The sequence below is a fragment of the Streptomyces xylophagus genome, assembly GCF_000716435.1.
Taxonomy (GTDB): Bacteria; Actinomycetota; Actinomycetes; order Streptomycetales; family Streptomycetaceae; genus Streptomyces; species Streptomyces xylophagus.
Window position 1 is genome coordinate 166,472 of the sequence record NZ_JNWO01000009.1, and the last position, 26,584, is coordinate 193,055.

The 26,584-nt window shown below is 66.7% G+C and carries 27 protein-coding genes and 2 tRNA genes; 17 read left to right on the forward strand and 12 right to left on the reverse strand.

What is annotated here, in order from left to right:
* Window positions 1-31 precede the first annotated feature (31 nt).
* Both OO70_RS22825 and OO70_RS22830 read left to right on the forward strand, forming a co-directional pair.
* The gene (locus tag OO70_RS22825; RefSeq protein WP_051741508.1) at window positions 32-601 is read left to right on the forward strand and encodes an NUDIX domain-containing protein; all 570 of its coding nucleotides are present in this window, start codon (window positions 32-34) and stop codon (window positions 599-601) included.
* Between the two features lie 69 nt (window positions 602-670).
* Complete coding sequence (locus OO70_RS22830; RefSeq protein WP_234336908.1) at window positions 671-1,333, forward strand: HAD family hydrolase; 663 nt, start codon at window positions 671-673, stop codon at window positions 1,331-1,333.
* A gap of 152 nt (window positions 1,334-1,485) precedes the next feature.
* On the opposite strand, the gene OO70_RS22835 is transcribed toward OO70_RS22830, so the two are convergent.
* Both OO70_RS22835 and OO70_RS22840 read right to left on the reverse strand, forming a co-directional pair.
* The gene (locus OO70_RS22835; RefSeq protein WP_043674509.1) at window positions 1,486-1,686 is read right to left on the reverse strand and encodes a hypothetical protein; all 201 of its coding nucleotides are present in this window, start codon (window positions 1,684-1,686) and stop codon (window positions 1,486-1,488) included.
* 181 nt (window positions 1,687-1,867) lie between these two features.
* Window positions 1,868-2,257, reverse strand: coding sequence for a DUF6415 family natural product biosynthesis protein (locus OO70_RS22840; protein ID WP_043674923.1), 390 nt, complete (start codon window positions 2,255-2,257; stop codon window positions 1,868-1,870).
* Window positions 2,258-2,483: 226 nt separating this feature from the next.
* On the opposite strand from OO70_RS22840, the gene OO70_RS22845 reads away from it, so the two are divergent.
* The 12 genes from OO70_RS22845 to OO70_RS22885 all read left to right on the forward strand — a co-directional run bounded on the left by OO70_RS22845 (window position 2,484) and on the right by OO70_RS22885 (window position 13,473).
* Window positions 2,484-2,744: a hypothetical protein gene (locus OO70_RS22845; protein ID WP_043674512.1), complete on the forward strand. Its 261-nt coding sequence runs from the start codon at window positions 2,484-2,486 to the stop codon at window positions 2,742-2,744.
* Window positions 2,716-3,243 carry a DUF6879 family protein gene (locus OO70_RS22850; protein WP_043674515.1) on the forward strand — a complete coding sequence of 176 codons (528 nt, stop codon included), beginning with the start codon at window positions 2,716-2,718 and terminating at the stop codon, window positions 3,241-3,243. The genes OO70_RS22845 and OO70_RS22850 overlap by 29 nt, the downstream gene beginning before the upstream one ends.
* 24 nt (window positions 3,244-3,267) lie before the next feature.
* Window positions 3,268-4,119, forward strand: a complete 852-nt coding sequence (locus OO70_RS22855) for a helix-turn-helix domain-containing protein (protein WP_043674521.1) — start codon at window positions 3,268-3,270, stop codon at window positions 4,117-4,119.
* Between the two features lie 674 nt (window positions 4,120-4,793).
* Window positions 4,794-5,888 carry a ComEC/Rec2 family competence protein gene (locus tag OO70_RS22860; RefSeq protein ID WP_043674524.1) on the forward strand — a complete coding sequence of 365 codons (1,095 nt, stop codon included), beginning with the start codon at window positions 4,794-4,796 and terminating at the stop codon, window positions 5,886-5,888.
* The gene (locus OO70_RS54680) at window positions 5,885-6,655 is read left to right on the forward strand and encodes a hypothetical protein (protein WP_158711508.1); all 771 of its coding nucleotides are present in this window, start codon (window positions 5,885-5,887) and stop codon (window positions 6,653-6,655) included. The genes OO70_RS22860 and OO70_RS54680 overlap by 4 nt, the downstream gene beginning before the upstream one ends.
* A 480-nt stretch (window positions 6,656-7,135) precedes the next feature.
* Window positions 7,136-7,627, forward strand: a complete 492-nt coding sequence (locus tag OO70_RS54685; protein ID WP_158711509.1) for a hypothetical protein — start codon at window positions 7,136-7,138, stop codon at window positions 7,625-7,627.
* A gap of 10 nt (window positions 7,628-7,637) precedes the next feature.
* Window positions 7,638-8,522 carry a pentapeptide repeat-containing protein gene (locus OO70_RS52605; protein WP_234336909.1) on the forward strand — a complete coding sequence of 295 codons (885 nt, stop codon included), beginning with the start codon at window positions 7,638-7,640 and terminating at the stop codon, window positions 8,520-8,522.
* Window positions 8,523-9,612: 1,090 nt separating this feature from the next.
* Window positions 9,613-10,029 carry a CBS domain-containing protein gene (locus tag OO70_RS22865; RefSeq protein ID WP_043674526.1) on the forward strand — a complete coding sequence of 139 codons (417 nt, stop codon included), beginning with the start codon at window positions 9,613-9,615 and terminating at the stop codon, window positions 10,027-10,029.
* A 109-nt stretch (window positions 10,030-10,138) separates the two neighbouring features.
* Entirely contained in the window at window positions 10,139-10,555 is a 417-nt protein-coding gene (locus tag OO70_RS22870; protein ID WP_051741514.1) for a Fur family transcriptional regulator, read from the forward strand.
* Window positions 10,556-10,706: 151 nt separating this feature from the next.
* Window positions 10,707-11,474 carry an ABC transporter ATP-binding protein gene (locus tag OO70_RS22875; protein ID WP_043674531.1) on the forward strand — a complete coding sequence of 256 codons (768 nt, stop codon included), beginning with the start codon at window positions 10,707-10,709 and terminating at the stop codon, window positions 11,472-11,474.
* Complete coding sequence (locus OO70_RS22880) at window positions 11,471-12,334, forward strand: ABC transporter permease (protein ID WP_043674533.1); 864 nt, start codon at window positions 11,471-11,473, stop codon at window positions 12,332-12,334. Before OO70_RS22875 ends, OO70_RS22880 begins: the two co-directional genes overlap by 4 nt.
* Window positions 12,331-13,473, forward strand: a complete 1,143-nt coding sequence (locus tag OO70_RS22885) for an ABC transporter substrate-binding protein (protein ID WP_043674534.1) — start codon at window positions 12,331-12,333, stop codon at window positions 13,471-13,473. Before OO70_RS22880 ends, OO70_RS22885 begins: the two co-directional genes overlap by 4 nt.
* A 48-nt stretch (window positions 13,474-13,521) precedes the next feature.
* Here OO70_RS22885 and OO70_RS22890 read toward each other — a convergent pair.
* From OO70_RS22890 to OO70_RS22905, 4 genes are all read right to left on the reverse strand, one after another.
* Window positions 13,522-13,595: transfer RNA gene (locus OO70_RS22890), tRNA-Met, on the reverse strand.
* Between the two features lie 219 nt (window positions 13,596-13,814).
* Complete coding sequence (locus OO70_RS22895; RefSeq protein WP_043674537.1) at window positions 13,815-15,626, reverse strand: tetratricopeptide repeat protein; 1,812 nt, start codon at window positions 15,624-15,626, stop codon at window positions 13,815-13,817.
* Between the two features lie 205 nt (window positions 15,627-15,831).
* A tRNA-Met gene (locus OO70_RS22900) sits at window positions 15,832-15,905 on the reverse strand.
* Between the two features lie 72 nt (window positions 15,906-15,977).
* Complete coding sequence (locus tag OO70_RS22905) at window positions 15,978-18,947, reverse strand: UPF0182 family membrane protein (RefSeq protein WP_078651520.1); 2,970 nt, start codon at window positions 18,945-18,947, stop codon at window positions 15,978-15,980.
* 153 nt (window positions 18,948-19,100) lie between these two features.
* Here OO70_RS22905 and OO70_RS22910 point away from each other — a divergent pair, with 153 nt between their 5' ends.
* Window positions 19,101-19,643, forward strand: a complete 543-nt coding sequence (locus OO70_RS22910; RefSeq protein WP_043674543.1) for a PPA1309 family protein — start codon at window positions 19,101-19,103, stop codon at window positions 19,641-19,643.
* A gap of 86 nt (window positions 19,644-19,729) precedes the next feature.
* Here OO70_RS22910 and OO70_RS22915 read toward each other — a convergent pair whose 3' ends face one another.
* From OO70_RS22915 to OO70_RS22925, 4 genes are all read right to left on the reverse strand, one after another.
* Window positions 19,730-20,827, reverse strand: coding sequence for a YlbL family protein (locus tag OO70_RS22915; protein WP_043674546.1), 1,098 nt, complete (start codon window positions 20,825-20,827; stop codon window positions 19,730-19,732).
* 77 nt (window positions 20,828-20,904) lie between these two features.
* A complete protein-coding gene (locus tag OO70_RS55395; RefSeq protein ID WP_169389425.1) occupies window positions 20,905-21,069 on the reverse strand; it encodes a hypothetical protein in 165 nt (54 codons plus the stop codon).
* A gap of 151 nt (window positions 21,070-21,220) precedes the next feature.
* Window positions 21,221-21,682, reverse strand: a complete 462-nt coding sequence (locus OO70_RS22920) for a molybdenum cofactor biosynthesis protein MoaE (RefSeq protein ID WP_043674548.1) — start codon at window positions 21,680-21,682, stop codon at window positions 21,221-21,223.
* 113 nt (window positions 21,683-21,795) lie between these two features.
* Entirely contained in the window at window positions 21,796-22,908 is a 1,113-nt protein-coding gene (locus OO70_RS22925) for an SDR family oxidoreductase (protein WP_043674550.1), read from the reverse strand.
* 192 nt (window positions 22,909-23,100) lie between these two features.
* Here OO70_RS22925 and OO70_RS22930 point away from each other — a divergent pair, with 192 nt between their 5' ends.
* Window positions 23,101-24,531: a zinc-dependent metalloprotease gene (locus OO70_RS22930; protein ID WP_043674552.1), complete on the forward strand. Its 1,431-nt coding sequence runs from the start codon at window positions 23,101-23,103 to the stop codon at window positions 24,529-24,531.
* Window positions 24,528-25,049 (forward strand): NUDIX hydrolase, encoded by a 522-nt coding sequence (locus OO70_RS22935; RefSeq protein WP_043674555.1) that lies wholly within the window; start codon window positions 24,528-24,530, stop codon window positions 25,047-25,049. The genes OO70_RS22930 and OO70_RS22935 overlap by 4 nt, the downstream gene beginning before the upstream one ends.
* Before the next feature lie 76 nt (window positions 25,050-25,125).
* Here the strand turns inward: OO70_RS22935 and OO70_RS22940 are convergent, their stop codons facing one another.
* Window positions 25,126-25,881, reverse strand: coding sequence for an AIM24 family protein (locus tag OO70_RS22940; protein ID WP_043674558.1), 756 nt, complete (start codon window positions 25,879-25,881; stop codon window positions 25,126-25,128).
* A gap of 17 nt (window positions 25,882-25,898) precedes the next feature.
* Entirely contained in the window at window positions 25,899-26,579 is a 681-nt protein-coding gene (locus OO70_RS22945) for an AIM24 family protein (RefSeq protein ID WP_043674564.1), read from the reverse strand.
* Window positions 26,580-26,584 lie beyond the last annotated feature (5 nt).

The following is a 26,584-nucleotide window of genomic DNA, read 5'->3' on the forward strand; positions in this document are numbered from 1 at the left end:
CTCAGTGGCTGGGACGGGCTAACGTCTCGGCATGATCTCCGACGCATCGTCACCCGAACATGAGCTCACAGCCACCAGCTCGACCGTGGTCTACCAGAACCGCTGGATGACCGTTCGCGAGGACAAGACGGTCCGCCACGACGGCGCACAGGGCTTGTACGGCGTGGTGCACAAACCTGACTTTTCGCTGATCATTCCGCATGAAGACGAGGGCTTCCACCTCGTTGAGCAGTACCGATATCCAGTGAAGGCCCGCTATTGGGAGTTCCCTCAGGGCATGTGGGAGGACAGGCCGGACGCAGACCCGCTGGACTTGGCGCGCGGTGAACTCGCCGAGGAGACAGGCCTGACCGCTCGAACGCTGACGCCCCTGGGGCACCTATTCGAGGCCTACGGATACTGTGACCAGGGTTTTCACGTCATTCTTGCCACGGATCTCACCCGTGGCGAACCTCACCTGGACGACGAAGAAGCCGGCTTGATCAGCCGCTGGTTTTCCGAGGCGGAAGTGTGGAAGCTGATCGCCGAGGGCCGATTCAAGGACGCTCCGTCAGTAGCGGCCCTGACACTGTTCCAGCACTACCGCAAGGACAGCGACTGAGACTGTAGCGGAAGTACGCGAGGACGCCCAAGATCCGTCATCTCACGTGCTGGGTGGCATCCTTGGCCGGTGTTCCCATCCGATCACGCGGGCGCCGTGTTCTTCGATGTCGACGGCACCCTCGTCCCAGGCACGAGTTCGTCGGTATTCCTGGCCGGCTTCCTTGGCCATCGGGACGAGTTGGCCAAGGCCGAGGACGCCTACGCCTCCGGCGCCCTGGACAATCGGCAGGTTTCCGAGCTGGACGCCGTGGGTTGGGCGGGCGCGTCCGAGAAACAGGTCGCCGGCTGGCTCGACGGGATTCCCTTGGTCCCGGGCATCACGGAGACCGTGGCCTGGTGCTGGCGGAACAAATTGGTGCCCGTGCTGGCGACTCTCGCCTGGTCACCGGTCGGCAGCTACCTGACCGACCGCTTCGGCTTCCACACGTTCAGCGGACCGCAGCTGGAGACCACAGACGGACGGTTCACGGGCCGGGTCGCCCGTCACTTCGACGAGTACGACAAACGAGATTTCGCCCTCGCGCAGGCGCGGGAGTGGGGGTTGGCTCTCCGCTCCTGCGGAGCCGTCGGGGACAGCCGCTCCGACCTGCCACTGTTCGCATCCGTCGGGTTGAGCGTGGCATTCAATGCCTCGGCAGGAGCACGGGCGGCGGCGACCACCACGGTGGACGACAGCGACCTGCGAGCGGTGCTTCCCGTCTTGAGTCGCTTGGTCACAGCCACTCGTTGATGGCCGCTATGAGGACGTCCTCCGGGACGAACTTCGGTGGCCGGCCGCCACGGGAGCCGGGTTTCTTGCGGTTCCGCGCTTGGTCGGTCTTGTCCGGGATGGCGCAGTTTGCGTGACCGTTGGCAGAGCCGTGTCATCAGGGATGTTCCGCATCAGGACCTCCTCCGCTCCGCGATCATTACGCGAGCCAAGATGCGTGCCAGTGCGATGTCCGGCTCGACGAGGCCGGCGTGCTCGCGGTGTGCCCACACGTCCCGCCCCGGTCCGCTCATGCTCTCCTCGTTCCAGAGGTGAACTGCGTCGCCAGGATCGGTGATCGGCTCGTCGCAGTAGCGGCAGAAGCGCAGAGTCATGCCACACCCGCCATACGCGTGTGGCAGGGACAGGTACAACGTCGTACCAGGATCAGGCCGGCCCCATGGGGCAGTGGAATGTCATTGGTCTGACGGCAATCGTGGTGCAGTTCCTGGTATCCGTCCAGGGCGGCCACCGCGCACTCGGCGGAGCGCATCGAGGTGTCGTCGATGGCCGCGGTCACGGGCGCGCGCCGAGGTTCTCGTAGTGGTCGCACAGAGCGTTCAAGGTGCGTGCCAGGCGTCGGGCATAGCCAACTTCTACGCCAAATCTGCGGATCGGCTCGGCACGGAGCCTTCCCCGCGCCTCACTGACACAGGCAAGCGCGCAGTACCGGAGGATGCTGTCCTTCTTCAACCGCCTGACGGACTGCTCGACCTCGGGGATGAGCAGCTCCAGGTGGCCCCGAATCATCTGCGTCAGCCTCTCCAGCTCCTCAGCCGTTGGAGGCAGCGCCACGGCGTCTGGGTCCAGCAGAATTCCCACGGTCTCGCGCATGACGGTGATGTCAGGACGATCGACTTGCCGGCGCTCAGCGTCTTCGGATGCTGCGGTGGTGCGGTTCGCCATGTCGGCCCCTGCCCAGTCGGCCACGCCCGGGGCCGTTCGCGTGGTCGCCGGGTCTCGTCGTGCCTCTCGAAGCTAGAAGTGCGATAGACGCCCATGCCAGCAATGTGCAGATCTTTGCATTAATGCCAACCAGCCATGTTCCTTGGCGAGTTCGGCCTCTTGACCAGCTACGGCATCTGCCGGACTGTGTCGCAAAGAACTGCACATCACATGGATGGAGACAGTCATGTCGCTACGGTTCATCGGGATCGACCCCGACACCAAGACCGGGGACTCACCGACCGTGTGGGTCGACCAGGAGAAGGGCGAACTCGTCTTCCAAGGATGGAAGCCCGACCCTCAACTCGAAGCAGAGTGCGCCGCGTTCGAGGTACCAGGTCATGCCGTCGGCATTCCGGTGGAGGAGGCCGTCATCCGGATCCCTGCCAGGATGGCGCACATGATCAGGGAGGCGTGCGATGTCCTCGATCGTTCCGACGATCGCTGAACTCATGGACGAGTGCACACGCTCCGCTGTGCACCTTGAGATGCGAGATCACTACGGGGTGGCCGCAGAGGCTGACGACTTCCGGACATGGCTGGAGACCGGCTGTCTCGACACCGACCCCGGATCGCCGGACTGGGCACCCTGGGTGGACCTGGTCTCCCGTGCCGTGACGCGCGGCGTCGCGGTGCGGCGCGCCCGAATCGTGTCCGAACCCGTCACGGACTACATCCGCTACGAACACGCCTCCACCAGCGTCAACCTGCACGCCGGGGAACAAGTGCGCTGGTTGCCCCGCCGACGCACCTCGGACATCGCCCTACCTGGCAACGACTTCTGGCTCTTCGACGACCAGGTGATCCGGTGGGGCTACTTCTCCGGCGACGGAGCCATGATCGACCACGAGATCTCCAAGGACCCAACCGCCGCGAAACTGTGCGCTGAGTCCTTCGAGGCCGTATGGACGCGCGCAATCCCTCACAACCAGTACCAGATCCACTGACCAGAAAGCACCGGCAGCCACCCCATGCCCGCCTCACCCTCCTCGTCTGCCCAGGCCGCACGGGAAGCCGTCGCCCACCGGCTGCGCGACCTCCGCAAGGAAGCCGGCCTGACGGTCGTGCAGTTGGCTGCCGCGTGCGGCTGGCACTACTCCAAAACCTCACGCATCGAAAACGCCCTCACCGGGCCGTCCGCAAAGGACATCCGACGCTGGTGCACCGCGACCGGGTCGGACGGACAAGCGCAGGATCTCGTCGTGCAGTCCCTCAACGCCGAGTCGATGTACCGGCAATGGCGCGACCAGGTCCGCGCCGGACTACGCCACATCCAGGACAGCAGAATGCAGGCGTCCCGCGAGATCGAGAACTTCCGGATCTACTCCTCCAGCATCGTCCCCGGGCTCTTGCAGACAGAGGGCTACGCGCTCGCTGTCCTCGGCATCGCCGCAGGCATCCACGACCTGGACATCGACGACAGCGCAGAGGCCGCGCGCGCCCGGCTCGAACGCTCCCGCATCATCCACGAACAGGGACACCGCTTCGTCGTAGTCATCGAGGAAGCCGTCCTGCACTCCCAGGTGGCCGACCCCGACGCGATGGCAGCACAACTCGGCTACCTCCTCACTGCCGGAGCCCTGCCGGCCGTCTCCCTCGGCGTCATCCCCATGACCATCCGTCGGACGCACTGGCCCGAACAGACCTTTCACCTCTACGACGACAAGCACGTCTCCGTCGAGCTGGTGTCCGCCGAGGTGAACGTCACCCAGCCCTCCGAAATCGCCCTGTACGCGAAGGCGTTCGACCAGTTGCGCAGCATGGCCGTGTACGGCGCGGACGCTCGCACTCTGATCGTGAAAGCCATCGAAGCCCTGCGCTAAGCCCGGACTTTGACCAAATCGATGGTCGACCTACATCCACCCATCGGTTGCCACTTGCCGTTGTCACCGCGCCCGTGGACCTTGCCGTTTCCCAAGCCGTCGGTCTCCGGAGCTGTCGGCCCGCGCACGAGCTCGGCCCGGGACTGCCAGCTGGACATCGTAAACCTTGGTACTGAAGTCGAGTGCGGCCAAACAGGTCTCCGTGGCGCCGCCTACTGCGTCCCAGTTCGGCGGGATCCCACGGACAGCACCTCGGTTCGGTTCAACTAATCAAGAACTTGATTACTGAACTTAGCTACGCCAATTGCACTAGCTGGTAGGGGTGTGCTGGCCTACCGGTTCAGCTGCTGGAGGTAGCACGGAGCGTGACCGACTGCAGTCGCAGGGTCTCCATGCGTCCAAGTGGCGTTTCCGAGCTGGGTGTTTGCTGTGGGGCGCGCCTTCCATGTGGGTGTTAGAGCGAGAAACACAGACGGTCACTACACAACAGAAGCGATCACAAAAAGTCACGTTGAACTGGTGGTCTACTCCTTTTGCCTGCCCATGATTTGACGGAGCGTGAGGAAGCGTCAGTCCAGGTGGCTACTCTGTGTTGGCAGTTGGCCGAAGGTACGGGGGTGCGACGGCCGTCCTTTGTGTGATGCGCCAAAGCGCCTGAAGGTCAAGGAGTCAACATGGGTTACGAGATCGACTTCCTCCCGGTGGGGGAGGAGTCCAAGGGCGGCGATGCCATCGCGCTCCGGCACGGGAACCTCCACGCACTTCACCGTGAACAGACCGTCATAGTGGTCGACGGCGGGTATACCGAGTCTGGTGATGCCTTGGTCGAGCACATCAAGAACCGCTACGAGACGGACCGGGTCGACTACGTCATATCCACCCACACCGACCAGGACCACATCTGTGGCCTGAAGTCGGTGCTGGAGAAGCTGCACGTGGGACAACTGTTGATGCACTTGCCCTGGGACCACTCTGCGGAGATGGAGCGAGCGCGAACCTCAACCTACTGGCGGAACAAGCTGAACGACCCGGCACGCCGGATGCTGGAAGCCGCGATGGAACTGGAGGCGGTGGCCCAGGAGCAGGACGTCGAGGTTGTCGAGCCGTTCGCCGGTATGAGCACCAAGGATGACGTCTTCATCGTGCTCGGGCCAACCGAGCTGTACTACGAGGAGCTCTTGACGGAGCTCGTTGGGGAGACGTCGAAGTCGGCCGCGCAGCAGGCGTTCGAGTCCTTCATGCGGAAGATGTTGGAGGCCGCGAAGAAGCTGATACCGGAGACCTGGTGGAACGAGACGTTGCGAGACGACGGCACGACCACACCCACCAACAACGCCAGCGTGGTCTCCCTGCTGGAGGTCGACGACAAGAAGCTGCTGCTGACCGGTGATGCTGGGATCCCTGCACTCATGCACGTGATCGACGGGCTTGAAGAGAATGGATTCTCCCCGGGTGACCTCCGGTTCGTGCAGGTGCCTCACCACGGGAGCCGTAACAACGTCGGGCCGGCCGTGCTTGACCGCTTGCTGGGTTCGACGGTGGAGGGTGTGACGCGTGGCGTCGCGTACGTCTCGGCGCCGAAGAAAAATCCGGAGAACCGGCACCCGGCGAAGAAGGTGACAAACGCCTTCTTGCGCCGTGGATACCCTGTCCACGGGACGCAGGGCCGGTCTCTCCTGCACTACTACGAGGCTCCTGAGCGCTCAGGCTACGGGCCGTCGGAATCCATCCCGCTCCACAATCAGGTGGAAGACGACGGGGGCGCGTGAGCGTGCAGGTTCTCAATGCATACGAGCGCCGGGCACGGCTCGTGCCCGGCGTGCTCGCGATCGTGCCGCTGATCGTTCTCTTCGCAGTTCTGGGGCTGCGGCAGATACCGGCAGTCTCCTATGCCCTCGGAATCCTTGCCGTTGCGGGTGTGGGACCCGTACTGATTGTCGGTGCGGTCCGCAACTTCGGGAAAGCTGTTGAACGACGGCTGTGGAAAAGTTGGGATGGACCACCAACGACTGTATGGCTGCGGTTGAACGCACGAACAAAAAGTGCAGCGCAGCGCGAATCGTGGCGGAAGGCGGTTGAGGCCATATCTGGCGTCTGCTTGCTTTCCTTGGAAGCCGAACGACAAGACGTCGCCGGGGCGAATGATGCGATTGAGCGGGCAACCGAGCGTGTGCGCAAAAAGACCCGAGACAAGGAGAAGTTCGAGCTCCTGTTTTTTGAAAACCGAAACTACGGCTATGAGCGCAACATCTATGGTGTTCGGTGGGCTGCAAGAGGCATAAGTCTTTTCTCTGGGTTTACCTTGGTGGGCTACATGGCGTGGGGAGCGCCGTTGGTGGACCGGCCTCAGATATCAGCCACGAACCTGGTTGGTCTTGCGCTCTGTCTGGGCTGCCTCTTCAGCTGGTTCATTCTGCCGTCCAAGAAGCGTGTGAAAGATGCCGCCGACCGATATGCCAACGAGTTGCTTCATGCGGCATTGACGTTGCAGGAAGAGGCCGAAGCTCCTGATCGAAACACAAGTGCTGCGTCATGAAAATCCGCCCTGCTTACGGGGCGGTTTCACTCATAGCACTACTGGCCTTTCGGTCGTGATCCGTGCATGCCGGTCGGGTTACTGAATTTGCTCGGAAGGTTCCTCGGTTCCGGTCGCCATTGCAGTTTGTCCCAGGTTGCCTGCAATGGCGGCTCGGCGTTCCTGGAGCCGTTTCTCCTCGGCATCGAGCTCGGCCATGGCTCTCTCTTGGATTGTCTCGTCAGCGAGTTTCGTACTTGCTCGCTATGGGACGCGCACCCGCAAGCGCCGTCCCGTGATCGGCCACTACCTCACCAGGACAGGGCTTCCCGTCGTCCCGCCCGGGCCCAACATGAACAGTAAGGATCCTTGTCGTGACGCCCGGGGGGGGGCTCGCGGGTGGTCGCAGAGCTAGCCCGTATGGCCCTTAAAACGTGCGCAGGTCTGTCAATACGTCCACGCTAGGCGTAAGACCGTAACCAGCTCTCGGCGAGGATGACCATGAGGCTCTCTGAATTGAAACCAGGCGGGATAGTAAACCTCGTTTCGACAGATGGGGAGACGGTCGGACGTGTAATCGCTATCCACGTCAACAGGGAGAACGCTGAACCTGTAATTGCTCAAGTGCAGCCCTCGAAGGGGACAAAGCGCTTGCTCGTTCCCCTCTTTGACGCCGAGGCGTCTGAGGGTGAAGTCCAAGTCCCTTATACCGCGAAGAAGATTTTCGAGGGGCCAAGCGCCTCAAGGAACTCTAACGTTTCAGTTAAAATAATCAAAAGGGCCCTTGACGGGTACGGTATTAGTCTGGCTAGAACTCGCGCCGGAAGCGGAATTAAGAGAACGAAGCGTTTGGCTGGCAACCGCCCAAATCGGACACCGGGCTTGAGAATTGTACAGAATAAAATTCAGGCTCCGATTGTAATTCCCATTCGGCCTCCGAGGCCTATTAAGCCCTCCATCTTCGAAGACCAAGAAAACGACCCCCAATACTGAAGGTGGATTCATGTCCTCACCAACACGTTCCGGAGAATCTTCCGGTGACCGCCCTTCAGACTTTGAACCATTGCGCCAAGCGAACGAGAAGATCCGCGAGGCCGCGAAGTGGTTGATTGGCAGTTCGGCAGCGGTAGGTGCTGCCCTGCTTGCGGGGAGCCAGCTTTCCAACATTGGAAAGCTGGATTGGGGCGCGCGCTTCGTGGTTGCCCTCGTAGGTGCTGGTATTGGCCTTGCGGCGGTCGTTGCAGCAATCTGGCTCGCAGTGGGTCTGATGATTCCCGTTGTCGTCACCATTGACCAGCTTGACGACGCATGGACGGGGAAGAGGAGTCGGGACATGGCTACGGCTGTTGGATTTCTAATCAATACGCCGAGCCAAATGGGGGAATGGGACAGCCCAGGAGATCTAAAGCGTGCTTACGCCTCCTCAGAGAAGCGACTTGCTCGGGCGGCTGAGCGTGGCGAAGCTGAAGTCGTTCAGATTGAACAGCACAATTTGGATAGTATAGAAAGATGGATGGAGTCCATCGAGCAGGTTTCTCAAAACCGAGTCTTGGAGGGCAGGTTTAAGAGAACTCTTTGGAAACTTCTCGTCGCTGCTATTTTTGCGGCTGTCGGCATCGTAGCTTTCGCTTGGGCCTCAAATCCGCCCGAAGATACACCTTCTGCAACCTTGAAGAATGCGCGTCTCTCCGGGGACTTTCTCCGCGATGCAGATCTCAAAAACGCCAAACTGGACCACGCTGATCTGACCGGAGCCGACCTCACTGGTGCCAATCTTGAGGGAGCGTCACTCACGGGTGTGACATGGAAAAACACTGTTTGCCCTGACGGGAAGAACAGTGATGACGTTGGAGGATCATGTGCTGGCCATCTGACACCAGTTGGATAGGTCTCAATACTCCAACCTGCACACCAACGGAAGCGCACAATGACAGCTGACCGAGGTCATTGGCGTCCCTGCGTATCGGCGCTGTTGCGCAGCATGTGGCCATCCTCTGGCCAAGCCGAGTCATGGAAATGTGCTGGTCAGCGGCATCAGCGCTGGTTCAGGAAGTACAGTCTTGAAAGCCGTCATGGCAGCGGTACAGCCCTGGACCCCGTCCCTGGCCGGCTCCTGACCGGGCTAGATCTGTCAGGAGCCGGCCAGGGACATCGTCAGACGTGTGCCGCTACGGAAGTGCTTTGGGATTGGTGCTGACGAATCCATTGCCCGCAGGCCAGATGACCGCGCAGCCCTGCGCCTTCGCCAGCGCGAGAAGGTCTTCTCGCGGCATCGACGGGAATCGGCGCTGGCAGGTCACTGCTTGGCCATCGGCGAAGCCCTGCCGTCGGTTAGGTCCCGGACTAGCCTCCGGGCCCGCCCCCAGACAGGCCAGGGATGCAACCATTCCCTTCAGAGCTGGAACCCCCGGAAGCCGACCGCGCGCCAGAAACCATAGCCGCCGGAGCTGACCACGGACCCAACGGCGATCGACCGTCAGCTTTGGGCAGTTGGCCCCGCACCACAACCGCACCAGAACGAATGGGAAACCACAGTAAAAGCAGCCGAGCCCGACAAGACTCAATCCGGACCGTTCGCCCAGGTCAGCATGCCGACTCGCTGCAAATGCCCACAGCTTCCCAAGCTGATGCCCGGAGACGAGCGGGGCATTGCCACGGCGGCCTCGCCGGGCTGTCTGTGGGCCGTCCGAGGGTGGCCAACGACGACCAGCAACGACCAACGACGGCCGCAACCGTGCAGCTCGTCGGCGGGGTGGAGGGTGATCCTGCACCCCGCCAACGGGTGCGATCAATACATGCGCTACTGAGCACCACGAGACCCCCGCACACGCCCCCAACCGGCCTCCCGCGCCCCCTTGTTGACCCTTGCTTTACCTGCAACTCTGAGAGTCCCCCCACTTGTGAACTTGTGAATCCGATAACTAACGGACCCAAGGTCCGTGAACCACGCGGATTCCACTAGGAGGTGGCCTCATCCCATGCTGCACCCCACGCCGCATCCCACACTGGTCCGCGACGCCATGAGCACGGTGGTTCTCACCATCGGCCCCGCCCACACCCTCCGCCAGGCAGCCGCCCTGATGTCCTCGCGCCACGTCGGCGCGGCCGTGGTCCTCGATCCGGACGCCGGCGGCATCGGCATCCTCACCGAACGCGACATCCTCAACTCGCTCGGCCGCGGCCAGAACCCGGACACCGAGCGCGCCCACGCCCACACCACCACCGACGTCGTCTTCGCCACGCCGGCCTGGACCCTGGAGCAGGCGGCGAGCGCCATGGCCCACGGCGGCTTCCGTCACCTCATCGTCCTGGACCGCTCCGAGCCCGCCGGCATCGTCTCGGTCCGCGACATCATCCGCTGCTGGGCACCCGTACGACAGCAGGTCCCGGCCTGAAATCCGACCGACCCGACCGATCCGACTGATTGGACTGAGTCCAAGTCCAGCAGCCCTCCAAAGTCACACCTATTCGGGAACTGGTCAGCCTGCTGTTAAGCTGGCCTGCATGAGTGACCTACTGGACCGGCTGCGCGGACGCGGATGGCGGATGACCGCACAGCGGCGCGTCGTGGCCGAAGTGCTCGACGGCGACCACGTCCACCTGACCGCCGACGAGGTCCACTCCCGCGCCGTGGCCAAGCTGCCCGAGATCTCCCGGGCGACGGTCTACAACACGCTGGGCGAGCTGGTCTCGCTCGGCGAGGTCCTCGAGGTCTCCACCGACAAGCGGGCCAAGCGCTACGACCCGAACGCGCACCGCCCGCACCACCACCTGGTCTGCGCCAACTGCGGCCAGATCCGCGACGTCCACCCGGGTGGCAACCCCCTCGCCGACCTCCCCGACTCGGAGCGCTTCGGCTTCACGGTCTCGGACGTCGAGGTGACGTACCGCGGACTGTGCCCGAACTGCGCGAGCGCGTAGCAAGTCCCTTCACAGGCCCCGGCATCCGTTCGACACGGACGCCGGGGCTTTGTGCTGCCTACAGGCTTCCCGAATCTGACGGACCGTCATATCGTCGTGCGGCACCCCCCACCCGTGCAGACAGACGTACCGCCCTCCGCAAGGAGCAACCGTGGGAGACCCGCACCCAAAACTCCACGCCACCCGACTGACCCGCACCTTCGGCCGCGCCCCGCACCAGGTCCACGCCCTCGGCCCCCTCGAACTCACCATCGCCCCCGGCGAGTTCGTCTGCCTGGTCGGCCCGTCCGGCTGCGGAAAATCCACTCTCCTCCGCATCGCCGCCGGCCTGCTGCGCCCCAGCACGGGCACGTTGGAGATCCGCACGTCCAGCGCGCGCCCGGCGGCCATGATCTTCCAGGACTACGGCATCTACGACTGGAAGTCGGTCCGCGCGAACGTCCGTTTCGGCCTGGACATACAGCGTGTCCCGCGCCACGAGGCGAACGCCCGCGCCGACGAGTGGCTGACCCGCATGGGCCTCGCCGACTTCGCGCACGCCTATCCGGCGACCCTCTCCGGCGGCATGCGGCAACGTGTCGCCATCGCCCGCGCACTCGCCGTAAAACCCGAACTCCTGCTGATGGACGAGCCGTTCGCCGCCCTGGACGCGCAGCTCCGCACGATCCTCCAGGACGAACTCCTGGAGCTCACCCAGACGTTGCACACCACGACCCTCTTCATCACGCACAGCCTGGAGGAGGCGCTCGTCCTCGGTGACCGCGTGCTGGTGATGTCCGCCCGCCCGGGCCGGATCATCGCCGAACACCGCCCGCCGTTCCCGCGCCCGCGCACCGGCGACATCCGCGACAGCCCCGAATTCACCGCCCTGAAAAGCGAGTTGTGGGAGCTGCTACGGAAGGAGACGGTGCCCGCATGACCACGATCGCCCCCGACCGCGAGGAATCGGTCCTGGTCCGCCGCCCCGGCCCGCACGAACTCCGTCCCGTACGCACCCACCGCCGCCGGCGCGCCCTGGAACTCTCCCTCGCCGTGGCCGTACCCGTGGCGCTCGTCCTCTGGTGGCAACTGGCCGCCACTCAGGGCTGGATCGACCCCCGCGTCTACCCGGCCCCCTCCACGATCCTCTCCGACGGCTGGCACCGGGCCGCCGCCGGCGAGCTGTGGCCGGACGTGTGGGCCACGACGAAACGCGTCGTGGGCGGCTACGCGATCGGCACGGCGGCCGGGTACGCCCTGGGCCTGCTGATGGGGTCCCTGTCCCTCGTCCGGGCCGCGCTGGAACCGCTGTTGGACGCCCTGTACGTCGTACCGAAACTGGCCCTGCTGCCGATCTTCCTCAACATGTTCGGCCTGGGCGAGGGCCCGCAGGTGGCGCTGGTGGCCACCACCGTCTTCTTCTTCGTGTGGATCTCGACGATGTCGGCGGTCGTCGCGATCCCGTCCGGCCACCGGGACGCGGGCCGGGTCTTCGGCGCGACCCCGTGGCAGATGTTCCGCCACGTCCTCCTCCCCGCCTCCCTCCCCGCGGTTCTGGTGGGCGCGCGGATCGCGGCGGGCGTGGCCGTGCTGGTCATCGTCGCCTCGGAACAGATCGCCGCGACGAACGGCCTGGGTCACCTCATCTTCGACTCCCGCGCGCTGTTCCAGAACGACGTGATGTTCGTCGGCATCGTGTGCGTCGCTGTCCTGGGGGTCGTCTTCTCCGAACTGGTGCGTGTGGCAGGCCGGTTGCTCACACCGTGGGCACCGCGGGACCGAGGACGGGGGCAGTCATGAGAAGGCGTGCGTACGGTGTGGTGGTCGTCGTGGCGGCCCTGCTCGGGTCGGCGGGCTGCTCGTCCAAGTACTCGGGGGATTCCGGGACTTCGGACACGGCGGCGGGCAACCGCGCCGTCAAGCCGGTGGAGGGCTGCGGCGAGTCGTCCTGGACGGACCCGGCGGACCTCTCCCCCACCCGGGTCCCGGCCCGCTGCCAGCCGCTCGCCCCCGGCGCGCAGCCTCTCCCCAAGACGCGCAAGGTGACGATCGCGACGGGAACGCTGAGCGCGGAGTACGTCGCCCCGCTCGAAGTCGCCCTGGACAAGGGCGAGTTCAAGAAGGAGGGCCTGGACGTCACGCTCAAGGTCCTCCCGACCCCGGACGCGTTGCCGCTGCTGGCCAAGGGGGACATCGACGCGATGTGGGCGGCTCCCGAGGCAGCCGTCATGAACGGCGTCAAGGGCGGCTTCGACATCAAGTGGGTCGCCGGGAACTTCTCGCCCGACCCGAAGTCGAAGAGCGGCCTCTGGGTGAAGCTGAAGAACGGCGAGGCCGCGGCGGACGTCCGGATGGCCGGCCGCAGGATGGGCACGATGATCGGCAAGGGCTCGGTGATCGCGTACCCCATGGAGAAGGCCCTCGCGACCCACGGCGGCGGCCTCGACAAGATCCAGTACCAGCAACTCGGTTCGGCCGACGTCCTCACCGCCCTCCAGAACGGCGGCGTCGACTCCGCCTGGCTCCTCGACCCGGTCTGGCGCAAGGTCGACGACAACCCCGCGTACGCCTTCCTGGGCGGCCAGCCCCTCGGCGAGCCCCTGGGCGGCATGCTGTACGGCCGCAGCCTCCTGCACGACGACGTGGACGCCGGGGTGGCCCTCCTGCGGGCCTACATCCGCACGGTGGACACGTACTTCGCCGGCGACTACAAGCGCGACGCGAGCTTCGTCACCTACCTCGCGAAACTCCTGAAGATCGACGCGTCGGTCCTGAAATCAACGCCCTCTCTCACCATGGACTGGGAGATCCGCGCGGGAACGACGACCCGGCTGCAGTCCGCGTACAAGGCGGCCGGAGTCTCGAAGGGAGCGGCCCTCCCCGAGTCCAGGACCGTGGACCGCTCGCTGTACGAGGAGGCGGTGGGCCACCAGCCGTAGAAACACCGAGGGCCGGAACCCTTTCGGATTCCGGCCCTCGGCCTTCAGTAGCGGGGACAGGATTTGAACCTGCGACCTCTGGGTTATGAGCCCAGCGAGCTACCGAGCTGCTCCACCCCGCGCCGTTGTGATTGCAACGTTACGTCAGACGGCCGGACAGAAGCAAATCGCTTATCAACCCAGGCCAGCGACACCCAGCCCGTCCGCCGCCCACCTGCCGGCCCAGGCCGGCTACATCCAGCCCGTCCGGCGTTTGAGGACGAGGCCGTTCAGGCCGAAGCGGGGGCCTGGGGGCGGCAGCCCCCAGTGATGGGACGGGTAGGGGCGGCGGGGGCGAAAAACTACGCCGTCAGCTCCTGCCGCAACGCATCCCGCAACCGAGCCGCCCGCTCGGACACCTCCGACGGCCCCAAGGACACGGCCCGATCAGCCCACCGCTGCCCCTCGGCCAGCTCCCCGCGACGCGCGTAAACCAGGGCCAACCGCAACGCCGCCCGCCCGTGCCCCGCGTCAGCGGCCCGCGCCCACCACACCGCAGCCTCCGGCTCACTCCCCTCCCGAGCCAGCAACAGCCCAAGATTGAAGGCACCGTTACGGGACCCCGCCTCGGCCGCCTCCCGGTACCACCGAGCCGCCTCGACGACATCCCCACGCGCAGCCGCGAGCATCCCCACCCGCACCTGAGCGCGCCGGTGCCCCTGCGACGCCGCCCGCTCGTACCACTCCTCGCACTCGGTCTTCTCGTGCACCTGCTCGCCCAACTCGTGCGCGGGCGTGGGCGGTCGCCGCGCGTCGAGCACCGAGGCCAGCCGGTACGCCGCCTCCGCGCTCCCCCCGCCGGCGGCACAGCGGAGATGCCGCTCGGCCTCCCGCTCGTCGCCGTCCCGCAGCCGGGCGATCCCGACCTGCAACGCCGCTTCCGTGTGCCCGGCAGCCGCAGCCCGCTCGTACCAGGGCAACGCAACGCCCTCCTCACCGCGCCCGGCGAAGAGAATCCCGAGGTTGAACGCCGCGTCCACGCTCCCGGCCTCCGCGGCCTTGGAGAACCACGGCTCGGCACCGGTCGCGTCGCCGCCCTGGAGCAGCAGCACGGCGAGTGCGTTCGCCGCCTCGCGGTGTCCGGCGTAGGCCGCCCGTCGGTACCACTGCTCGGCCTGCGCGGTGCGCGTCTGCTCGGCGCAGAGCAGCCCGAGGTTGTACGCGCCGTTCACGTCACCGGCGTCCATCGCGGCCCGGTACCACCGCTCGGCGGTCTGTGTCTCGCCGCGCTCGGCGTGCAGCGCGCCCAGCGCGTTGGCCGCGTTGCCGTCGCCGTCCTGGGCAGCACGGAGCCACCACACGGCGGCGCTCTCGGTGTCGCCGGCGTCGCGCAGCAGGAACCCGAGCGCGCAGGCGGCCCGCGCCTCCCCGTCCTTCGCGGACGTCAGATACCAGCGCCCGGCCTCCTTGAGCTCGCCCCGCTTCTCCAGGATCGCCCCGAGGTGCAGCGCGGCCCGCTGATGTCCACGCGCGGCGGCCTGCCGGTACCACTGCTCGGCCTCGCCTCCCGCGGGCGGGTCGACACCGTTGTCAGCCCCGCCCTCGCCCTCGTGCGGCGCCTGTCGATCAAGCGCCCGTGCCAGCCGGTACGCGGCCTCGCGGTGCCCGCGCTCGGCGGCGGACCGCATCCACTGCTCGGCCAGGGTGTCCCCGCGGTGCTCCAGCAGATCGGCGAGCGCGTAGGCGCCCAGCGCGTGGCCCTGTTCGGCGGACTGGCGCAGCCAGTACTCGGCGGCGGGCTCGTCGCCGCGCTCGCGGTGGTATCGCCCGAGGGCGTGCGCGGCGGCGGCGGAACCGGCCACGGCGGCGATCCGCCACCAGCCGGCGGCCTCGTCGGTGTAGCCGCGCTGGTGGAGGAGGACACCCAGGTTGTTGGCCGCGGCGCGGTCGCCCTCGGCGGTGGCGGCACGCAGCAGAGGCTCGGCTCCGTCGAGATCACCGCGGCGCAGCAGCATCGCTCCGAGGACACTCGTCGCCTCGACGTCGCCGGCCTGTGCGGCGAGCCGTGTGCGTGCCTCGTCGACAGCCTCCGCCTCACCGGTCTCGTCCCGGTCGGAAGGCTGCACAAAACGCCCTGTATCCAACAGAGTTGCCTTGTCCCCCATAACGTCCATCGTCGCACCACCTGCAACCTGGGTACACCTGGTATACCGCAGCCAGTGAGGTCTCTACAGCGTTTTGTCGACATGCCCACAGAGAGACAAGCGAAACACGGTTTCACCAAGTCCCCCCGGCGGCACGGCCGTCACCCTCGTCGGCACATGCGTTCGCACAGCGCGAAGGCCCGGATCCTTGGAGGATCCGGGCCTTCGCGTTCAGTAGCGGGGACAGGATTTGAACCTGCGACCTCTGGGTTATGAGCCCAGCGAGCTACCGAGCTGCTCCACCCCGCGCCGTTGTGTTGCAACCGTACCACGGTGCGGGGTGGGCCTCTGACCTAGTGATCAACTGCCGCCTGAGCTGCGCTAACCACTCGAACTGCTCGGACTGCTACTGGGACTGCCACTGGCACTCGGACTACTGCTGGGACTCGCACTGCTCTTGTCGCTGCCACTGCTCTTGTTGGCCGCGGCCTGTGCGTCCTCGGCCCGCTTCAGCGCGGCCTGGAGATCCTTCTGCGCCTGTCCGTACGCCTCCCAGTCACCCTTCTTCAACGCCTCCTGCCCGGCGTCGAATGCCTTCTGGGCGTCGCTCAACGCCGCCTGGACCGTGGGATTACCGGATGCCGGTGGACTGGTGGTGCCCGTATCCGGTGGCGTCGTCGTACTGCTCTCCGCCCCGAAGACCTTGTTGAGCCCCTCGTCCAGCGTGTCCTCGAAGGCGGTCTTGCCTCCGTAGGCCACCAACACCTTGCGCAGGAGCGGGTACTTGAGTCCACCACCGCGTACGTAGACGGGCTCCACGTAGAGCAGTCCTCCGTCGAGCGGCACCGTCAGCAGGTTGCCGTACTCGATGTCGGAGTCGCCGCCCTTGAGCAGCTTGATGGACTCGGCGATGTCCTGTTCGGAGTTGAAGGCACTCTGCACCTGTTTAGGTCCGCCGACGGTCGTGCTGGTCGGCAGCTTCAGGATTCTGATCTTGCCGTAATCAGGCGTGCCGGCCTCGGAGTCGACCGCCATGAAGGCGCTGAGGTTGTCTCTGCCGTTCGGCGTGAACGTCGTCGTCAGGGAGAACGCCTGCGCGGTCTGATCCGGCATCTTCATGCTCAGGTAGTACGGCGGCACCGCGCTGCCCGACTTGTTGGTCGGGTCGTCCGGCACCTGCCACACCTCGCTGCCGCTGAGGAACGTCTGCGCGTCCGTCACGTGGTAGCGGGTGAGCAGTTCGCGCTGGACCTTGAACAGGTCCTGCGGGTACCGGAGATGGGCCATCAGCGAGGACGAGATGTCCTTCTTGGGCTCGACCGTGCCGGGGAACGCCTTCATCCAGGTCTTCAGGACCGGGTCCTCGGTGTCCCACTGGTAGAGCTTGACCTCGCCGGTGTACGCGTCGACGGTCGCCTTCACCGAGTTGCGGATGTAGTTGACCTGGTTCTGCTGGGCCACCACCGCGCGGTTGTTGTTGGAGGCGGTCAGCGAGTCGGCCGTGGTGTCCCCGAGGGTCGTCCGCGAGGCGTACGGGTATCCGTTGCTGGTCGTGTACGCGTCGACGATCCACTGGATATGACCGTCCACCACCGCCGGGTACGCGTCGCCGTCGATGGTCAGCCAGGGCGCCACCGCCTCGACGCGCTCCTTGGGCGTGCGGTTGTACAGAATCCGCGAACCCTCACCGATCGCACCGGAGTAGAGCATCTGCGGTTCGTTGAACGCCACCGCGTACGCGGCCCGGTTGAGCGGGTTGGAGAGGTTGACCCCGCTCTTGCCCGTGTAGCTGGTGGTCTTCTCGCCGCTGTCGTCGGAGTAGTCGATCTCCTTCTGGGGACCGCCGACGATCGAGTACGTGGTGGTCTTCTCGCCGTAGTAGATCTGCTGCTCGTACGTCCCGAGGTCACCCGTGGACGGCAGATCGGACTCGGTGAAGACCGGCCGGCCCTCGGAGTCGGCCTCCGTGCCCTTGGCGGCGACCACGCCGTAGCCGTGGGTGTAGCGGAAGTGGTCGTTGATCCAGTTGTTCTTCGGAATGCCGTTGAGGTTCAGCTCGCGCAGACCGATGACCGTGTCCTGGTCCTTGCCGTCCTTGCTGTAGCGGTCGACATCCAGGTTGGTCGGGAACGCGTAGTAGTTCCTGATCTGCTGGAGCTGCTGGAAGGTGGGCGAGACGATGTTCGGGTCCACGATGCGGATGCTCGCCGTGGAGTCGACGTCGGACCGCAGCTTGGCCTTGTCCTTGGTGGTGCTCGTCCCCGAGTACTCCGTGACCTTGGTGTCGTCGATGCCGTAGGCCTCGCGCGTCGCCTTGAGGTTCTTCTGGACGTACGGGGCTTCCTTGGCCTGCTCGTTCGGCTGGACCGTGAACTTCTGGACGATCGCCGGGTACAGGCCGCCGATGAGGATCGCGGAGAGCACCATCAGGCCGAAGCCGATGACGGGCAGCTGCCAGGTGCGCCGCCACAGGGTGGCGAAGAACAGCAGCGCGCAGATGACGGCGATGCAGAACAGGATCGTCTTGGCCGGCAGATACGCGTTCGCGTCGACGTACCGAAGGCCCGTCCAGTCGCCCGTCGCCTTGAAGTCGCTGGACTTGACCGCGAGTCCGTACCGGTCGAGCCAGTAGGCGACCGCCTTCAGCGCGACGAAGATGCCGAGCAGCACCGACAGATGCCCGGTGGCCGCGGCCGTGGCACGCGCGCCCGGGCTGGTGATGCGCAGCCCGCCGTACAGGTAGTGCGTCAGCGCGGCGGCGAGCAGCGAGAGGATCGCGGCGGCGAAGCCGAAGCCGAGCAGGAAGCGGTACCACGGCAGGTCGAACGCGTAGAAGGACACGTCGAGGTGGAACTGCGGGTCCTTCTGGTGGAAGGGCACGCCGTTGACCCACATCAGCCAGACCCGCCACTGACTGGACGCCGAGGCCCCCGCGATCAGCCCGACGAGAGCCGTGATCGCCAGAAGCAGCCACTTCTTGTACGGCGCGATGCCCATCCGGTACCGGTCGAGGCTCTGCTGCTCCATCGACATGGCGCTGAGTGGCGGGCGCAGGCGGTGCGCCAGCCAGATGTTCACCCCGACCGCGGCCGCCATCAGGAGGCCGAAGACGAAGAACAGGCCGATCTTGGTCGACAGGGTGGTGGTGAACACGGACGAGTAATGCACCGACCGGTACCAGAGCCAGTCCGTCCAGAAGCCCGCGAACATCGTGAACGCCATGCCGAGTACGGCAAGGACACCCAGTGTCATGAGCAAAGTCCGGACACGCCGGGACGGGCGGCCCACTCTGATCCGCGGCCCTGTCGGGCCTCCGCCGCGGTCCGGCATCTGGAAAGCCAAGGTGCGCACCTCGAAGTTCGCTGTTGGTCGCTGTCGTTGCGTCAGGTCCCCGGTTTCGCGGACCCTCCGTAGCCCCGCGTGATCGCGGGCCCACACCTATGCAACTTACTCACCGTTTACTCGGTTCCCGATTCCGGCCATGAACGAGGCAGGATTGTGACCATGTCCAACACTCCCATGGCAGCGAACCCCCTCACCCGGGCCGTACTCGAGATCGACGAGTACGCCTCCGGCCTCGGTTGGGACCAGCCCGCTCGCCTCTTCGCCCTGGTAGACACCGCGCGGCTGCGGGCCCAGGAACCCGGCCTCGCGGCCCAGCTCGGCCTGCGGGACGAGCCCGAGACCACCGGTCTCACCCCGATCGAGCAGGAGGAGATCCCGGCCGGAAAGCCGCTGGACGAGTTCCTCGGCACGATCGCCTGGCCCGACGCGGTGGCCGGCTGCGCGCTCACGGTCGAGCGCCTGATGCTGCCGCCGTCCGCCGAGGCCTCCGTCCCGGACGGCCTGAGCGAGAAGAAGCTCACCCAGTGGGTCGCCCAGCACCCGGACCGCCAGGAGGTCCGCATGACGGTCGCGGTCCTGCGCGACGGCACCCGCGACTCGGCCCTGCGCCTGCGCGAGAAGGACTCCCCCACGGAGGTCCTCACGGGCGGCGCCCTGGTCCCGGGCCTCGCCGAGGCCCTGTCGGCGACCTTCGAGGACTGACTTCGTCCGGTACGACTCCGGGGGCGCCCTCGACCTGAGGGCGCCCCCGGAGTCGTACGCGGGGTCTTCTTAAAGAAGAGGCCTGTTCAGCCCTTGGTGCTGCACTTCGGCAGGTCGGCGGTCTTGCCGCTGTTGATCAGCTTGAGGTCGCTGATCGCGTCCTTGATGGTGTTCACCTTGACGAGCTGGAGGCCACCGGGGGTGTCCTTGGCGGCCTCCGCGCAGTTCTCGGCGGGGGTCAGGAAGTACCGGGCGCCCTTGCTGCGCGCGCCGACCGTCTTCATCGAGATGCCGCCGATCGGGCCGACCTTGCCGTCGTCGTCGATCGTGCCGGTGCCGGCCACGAACTTGCCGCCGGTGAGATCGCCCGGGGTGAGCTTGTCGTAGATGCCGAGCGCGAACATCAGACCGGCGCTCGGGCCGCCGACGTCCGCGAGCTTGATGTCGATGGAGAACGGGAACGTGTGATCGGTTCCGGCCGAGATGCCGACGATGGCGCGCTTGGCGCCGGTGTCGTCGGAGGTCGCGGTGGTGATCGTGATCTTCTTCGTCGCGGTCGCCGTCTTGTTCGCCTTCACGGCGGCGGCCTGGTCCTTGGCCGGCACGATCGTGAACACGACGTTCTCGCCGGGCTTGTGCTTGGTGACCAGCTTCGCGACGTCGTCGGGCTGCTTCACCGTCGTACCGTCCACGGCCTTGATCACGTCACCGGCGTGCAGCTTGCCCTCGGCCGGGGAGTCCTTGAGGACCGTCGAGACGATCACCCAGGACTTCACGGGGATGCCCAGCTGGTCCAGGGCGGCGACCTTGGCGCTCTCCTGGGACTGGCTGAACTCCTCGGCGTTCTCCTGGGTCGACTGCTGCTCCGTCTTGCCGTCCGGGTACAGCGTGTCGTGCGGGACGATCTTGTCGTCGTGGGCGAGCCAGCCGTACACGGCCTCGACGAGGCTCATGTTGTAGTCGGCGCTGGTGACCCGGACCGTCGTCATGTTCAGGTGACCGGTCGTCGGGTAGGTCTTGCGCCCGGTGATCTGCAGTACCGGCTCGCCGTCGTGGTCCCCGAGCGTGTTCACCGTCGGGCCCGGCGACATCTCCGCGTACGGGACTTTGATGAAGACTGCCGCGCACAGGAGCGCGATCAGCATCAGGGTGGAGGCGAGCATCGTCGCGGTGCGGCGTGGCATGGCACGACAGTACGGGACGGCTCTGTCAGCGCACCGTCAGGGCCGCTCTCCGGTCACGCTTCCGTTCGCGCTTCCGTTCACGTGCCGGAGTGGGACTTCTCCATCGCCTCACGGAAGCGGGCATAGCCGTCCAATTCCGGACCGTCGCTGCGCACCTTGCGGGTCCTGTTGGCCCAACTGCCCCACAGACCGGCACCTATCGCAGCCACCAGCGGAATCAACAACCAGGCGAGTGCCGCCATGCCGACCTCCCAACCCCACAGAGTCACCTCAACTGACTGATCAGCAGATTAGCCAGCCCCACTGACAACGCTCATGCCCGGGGGGCGGTTACGCAACCGGAGGGCCGGTGAGAAGTCGATCGGGGTCGGGTGAGAAGTCGGTGAGCGGGCATCAGCAGGCGCCGACCCACTCCTCGGTGCCGTCGGAGAACTTCTGGTGCTTCCAGATCGGGACCTCGTGCTTGAGGTCGTCGATCAGCTTCCGGCAGGCCTCGAAGGCCTCGCCCCGGTGCGGACACGACACGCCGACGACGACCGCCAGGTCACCGATCCCGAGATCCCCCACCCTGTGGACGGCGGCCAGCGCCCGAACCGGGTATTCCGCCACGACCTTCTCGGCGACCCGCCGCATCTCGACCTCGGCACTGGGGTGGCACGAGTACCCGAGCGCGTCGACATCAGCACCGCCGTCGTGGTTGCGCACAGTCCCGACGAACAGCGCCGTCCCACCGGCCGCGTCGTCCCCGACGGCCTTGAGGACCTCGTCCACGGAGAGCGGCGTCTCCCGGATCCCGATCAGCTTGATGGGATCCTGCGCTGCCTGCTCACCGGGATGGTCGATCGTGGGTGCCATGCCTCCATCGTGCCGCACCTCGCCGACAGCGAGGAATAGAACTTTCACCAGGCACACGCGTGTGCCTGTTTGGAGCGTCCTACAGAAGTACGTCTTTTACGCGGACACGCTTCTCAGATCCGCCGCCGGGCCTTCCGTGCCCGCCGTACGACCGCCGCCGCGCCCAGCAGCGCGACCGTCGCGCCCGCGGCACCGGCCGCCGTCGCGTCCTTGCGGCCGAGCCGTCGCCCGACGACCGTGTGCCGCCCGGCGACCTCCTCCAGCAGCTCCGCGAGCACTTCCTCGTTGGTCCACTGCGGCCGCCAGCCCGCGTCGTGCAGCCGGCTCCCGCTGACCACCCAGGGGTACATCGTGTACGCGAGGTCGCCGGCCGGGGACGGGGTGAGCCCGATCCGGTGCAGCCGGGCCGCCGCGCCGAGCGCGACCGCGGAGGGCAGCTCCATGCGGCGGATACCGCTGAGCTCCTCGACCTCCTCCTGCTCCAGCCATCCGTCGCACCCGACGGCCAGCTCGCCCTCGACCTTCTCCAGGACGGCGTACTCCAGAGCGCTGCACAGGTCCTCGACGTGGCAGAACTGCCAGGCCGGCCGCGACCCGGCCACCACGAGCAGCCGGGGCGACTCGAAGTACCTGGTCAGCGCGGTGTCGGTGCCGCCGACGAGCACTCCGGGGCGGACGACGGTGACGTTGAGCCCGGGATGCGCCCGGGGCGCGCGGCGCGCGAGCCGCTCGACCTCCAGGAGGTCGCCCACGCCGGTGGCCTCCGCGGTGGCGCGCAGTTCGGCGTCCTCCGAGAGCGGCAGTTCGTTGTCGGGCAGCGCTCCGTAGACCATCGCCGAGGTGCACAGCACGACCCGGTGGACACCGGCGGCCGCGGCGGCGGTCAGCACGGTCTGCGTCCCCCGCACGTTGTACGCCGAACGGGCGGCCGGATCGGTCTCCAGATCGAGATCCAGCGCCAGATGGACGACGACGTCCGCGCCGCGCAGCTTCTCCGCGATGGCCGGATCCCGTACGTCGAGGATGTGCCACTGGGCCGCCGCGCACTCCCCGCGCCGCTCGTCGATGGCGATGACCTGCTTGATCTCCTCGGAGGCGGCGAGCCGCTCGGTCAGCAGCGCCCCGACCCCGGACGCGGCGCCGGTGACCGCGACGACGGGCCCGCGCACGGCGGGACTGGTTGAGTGGTTTCGCGCTGCGCGAACCTGCGGATCTGGGGAACTCACCGGGCGTCTCCAGCGGTTGTCTTCAGTACGGACGCGCGTGACGCGTCCGGACCAGGTGGCATCCATCCTGCCGCAGGCCAGGTCTCGGCGAAGCACCGAGGCCCGAACGGCCCGCGGTGTCTACGCTGGGTGGTGTTGAAGGGCAGTCGTGCCGTCGGAGAGAACCGGCGGCCTTAACAGCCGAGGAATCCCGTGAGTGACACCCCATTCGGATTCGGCCTTCCGCCGGAGGAGCCGGACGACGGCGACGAGGGCAAGAAGAAGGACCAGGAGAGCGGTGGTGGTCAGGGACCGGCCAACCCGTTCGGTTTTGGCGGGCTGCCCGGTGCCGGGGGCTTTGGCGGCCCCGGCGCGGACAATCCGCTCGCCGCCATGTTCGGCTCCCTGAACCCCAACGACCTGGGCGCCGCGTTCCAGCAGCTCGGCCAGATGCTCTCGTACGAGGGCGGCCCGGTGAACTGGGACATGGCCAAGCAGATCGCCCGCCAGACGGTCTCCCAGGGCACCCAGGACGGCGTCAAGGACGCGAGCATCGGCCCCGCCGACCGCAGCGCGGTCGAGGAGGCCGTCCGCCTCGCCGACCTGTGGCTGGACGACGCGACCTCGCTGCCGTCCGGCGCGGGCAGCGCTGTGGCGTGGTCCCGCGCGGAGTGGGTCGAGGCGACCCTTCCGGCCTGGAAGGAACTCGTGGACCCGGTCGCCGAGCGCGTCGGCGCGGCCATGGGTGACGTCCTGCCGGAGGAGATGCAGGCCATGGCGGGCCCGCTGATCGGCATGATGCGCTCCATGGGCGGCGCCATGTTCGGCACGCAGATCGGGCAGGCCGTGGGCACGCTCGCGGGCGAGGTCGTCGGCTCGACCGACATCGGTCTGCCGCTCGGCCCGGTCGGCAAGGCCGCGCTGCTGCCGCTGAACATCGAGGCCTTCGGCAAGGATCTGGGCATTTCCCAGGAGGAGGTGCGGCTCTACCTCGCCCTGCGCGAGGCCGCCCACCAGCGCCTGTTCGCGCACGTGCCGTGGCTGCGCTCGCACCTGTACGGCGCGGTCGACGGCTACGCGCGCGGGATCAAGGTCGACACCGCGAAGCTGGAGGACGTGGTCGGCCAGTTCGACCCGCAGAACCCGGAGCAGCTGCAGGACGCCCTCCAGCAGGGCATGTTCCAGCCGGAGGACACGCCGGAGCAGAAGGCCGCCCTGGCCCGTCTGGAGACGGCTCTGGCGCTCGTCGAGGGCTGGGTGGACGCGGTGGTCCACGCGGCCGCGAAGCCGCGCCTGACGTCCGCCGACGCGCTCCGCGAGACCCTGCGTCGCCGTCGCGCGACGGGTGGTCCCGCCGAGCAGACGTTCGCCACGCTGATCGGCCTGGAGCTGCGTCCGCGCCGGTTGCGCGACGCGTCCCGGCTGTGGGCCTCGCTCACGGACGCCCGCGGTGTCGACGGCCGGGACGGCCTGTGGGCCCACCCGGACATGCTGCCGACGGCCTCCGACCTGGACGACCCGGACGGCTTCGTGCACCGCGAGCAGCTGGACTTCTCCGAGCTGGACAAGATGCTCGGCGAGGCGGCGAGCGGCAGTGGCGAGAAGCCGAACCTGAAGAAGGACGAGGACGAAGACTCCGAGTGACTCTGTACGACGACGCGGTCCTCGTGCTCAAGAGCTACGAGGACCAGGACGAGCTGCGCCAGGCCTACCTGGACCACCTGGCCGCGCACCCGGACGGCATGTGGAAGTCCTGCCACGCCGGTCATGTCACGGCGAGCGCCCTGGTGATCGACCCCGAGCAGGGTCGCGTTCTGCTGACCCTCCACAAAAAGCTGCGGATGTGGCTCCAGATGGGCGGCCACTGCGAGCCGGAGGACACCTCCCTGGAGGCGGCTGCCCTCCGCGAGGCCACGGAGGAGTCCGGCATCACCGGACTGACCCTGCTGCCGGGCGGCCCGGCACGCCTGGACCTCCATCCGATCCCGGCACCGTGCCACTTCCACTACGACGTCCAGTACACGGTCGTGGCACCTCCAGGCGCCGTCCAGGAGATCAGCGACGAGTCCCTGGACCTGCGCTGGTTCCGCTACGACGAGGTGGCGGCCGTAGCGGACGAGTCGGTCGTGCGGCTGCTGGAGGCGACGCGCGCCAGGCTCTGAGCGGGGTCTGGCAGGCGTTGAACGTGTAAGGGGCGCCCGCAACGGCGGGCGCCCCTTACGTTGGTTTTCCGGACGCTCAGCTCCAGGCGTTGCCCTGGTTCTGCGCGTGTACGCCCTGCTGGCCCATGCCGAACTGCGCGGCGAGTCCTTGGCCGATCGCGGCGTTCTGCGGGGGCAGGAGTTCGCTGGGCTGCACGAGCGCGTAGCCGCTGCCCATGAAGCTCAGCTCCCAGCCCTCACCGGTGTTGCCGCGACGCCGCCACACGCCCGAGGAGTGCGTCTGGGCCTGCATCTGGACGCGCAGGCCGGTGGACCAGGCGACGATCGCGTCGGCGTCGCAGTTGACGTACTTGTCGGGCGTGACCTGCATCATCAGGGGCGCGCCCGAGGTCATCAGGGCGACCTTGCCGCGGCCGGTGATGTTGAGCTGGTACTTCCCGGAGCCGGAGATGCCGTACTGGCTGTCCACGGCGATGACCTCGTGGTGCAGCGAGGAGTCCATCGCGAGGACGTAGCTGCTGTCGACGGTGAGGCCGTCCTGTTCCACATCCACTACGTGGACGTGCTGGGCGAGGTTGGCGAGGAAGACCGTGCCCTGCCCGTGGCAGCGCATCAGGCTGAGGCCCTCGCCGGTGGCCGCACGCGCGTAGGCCTGCTGGGTGTTCTGGTACTCGGCGTCGAACTCGACGAGCCCCTGGTAGGCGACCATCGTGCCCTTGCGGGCGAGGATGTCGTCGTGGCCCTCCAGGACGATGCGCAGCATCTGCTTGTTCTGGAGGCTGTAGCGGTCCTGGGACTGCGAGTCGTTGAACGCGAAAAGCGGGCTCTGCATGGTGTCGTGTTCCCCCCTCAGCCCCGGAACCGGAGTCGGTCGGTGCTGTCCTCGCTGGGCTGGACGACGACGATGCCCGTCCCGGAGAAGGCCATCTGGTAGGCCTCGCCGCTGCCGCGGCCGATCAGCGACTGCGCCTTGAAGCTGCGCTTTCCCTTCACCTTGAGGTTCGGGGACCAGGCGACGAGCGCGTCCGGGTCGACGTAGGTCTCGTCCTCGCCACCGCCGCAGTCGACGACGATCGGCTTGCCCCGGGAGGTCAGCGCGACCCAGCCCTGGCCGGTGATCTTGGTGTTCCACAGGCCCTGCCCGGCGAACTTCGCGAGCCCCTTGACCCGCTCCACGCCCCAGGTGAGGTGCGCGTCGAAGGCGAGCAGGTTGGTGGCATTGACGGAGATCCCGTCGCCGTTGAGGTTGATCACGACGACGTCCGCGCCGTAGTCGGCGAGGTAGAGCAGTCCGTCTCCGGAGCACTTCATCAGAGGCGCGCCCTCGCCGGTCATCCAGTCGCGCGCGATCTGGCGCACGGCCGGCGGGTTGGGCTCGTACTGGATGAAGCCCTCGTAGGCGATCATCGAGCCCACGCGCGCGAAGAGGTCGCTTCCGGTCTGCATGGCGACCTTCAGCATGTTGTTGCCGTGGTTCTCCATGCGGGCGGTGACGGGTGCGGGGGCGTAGCCCGCGAGCGGCTGGTTCATGACGG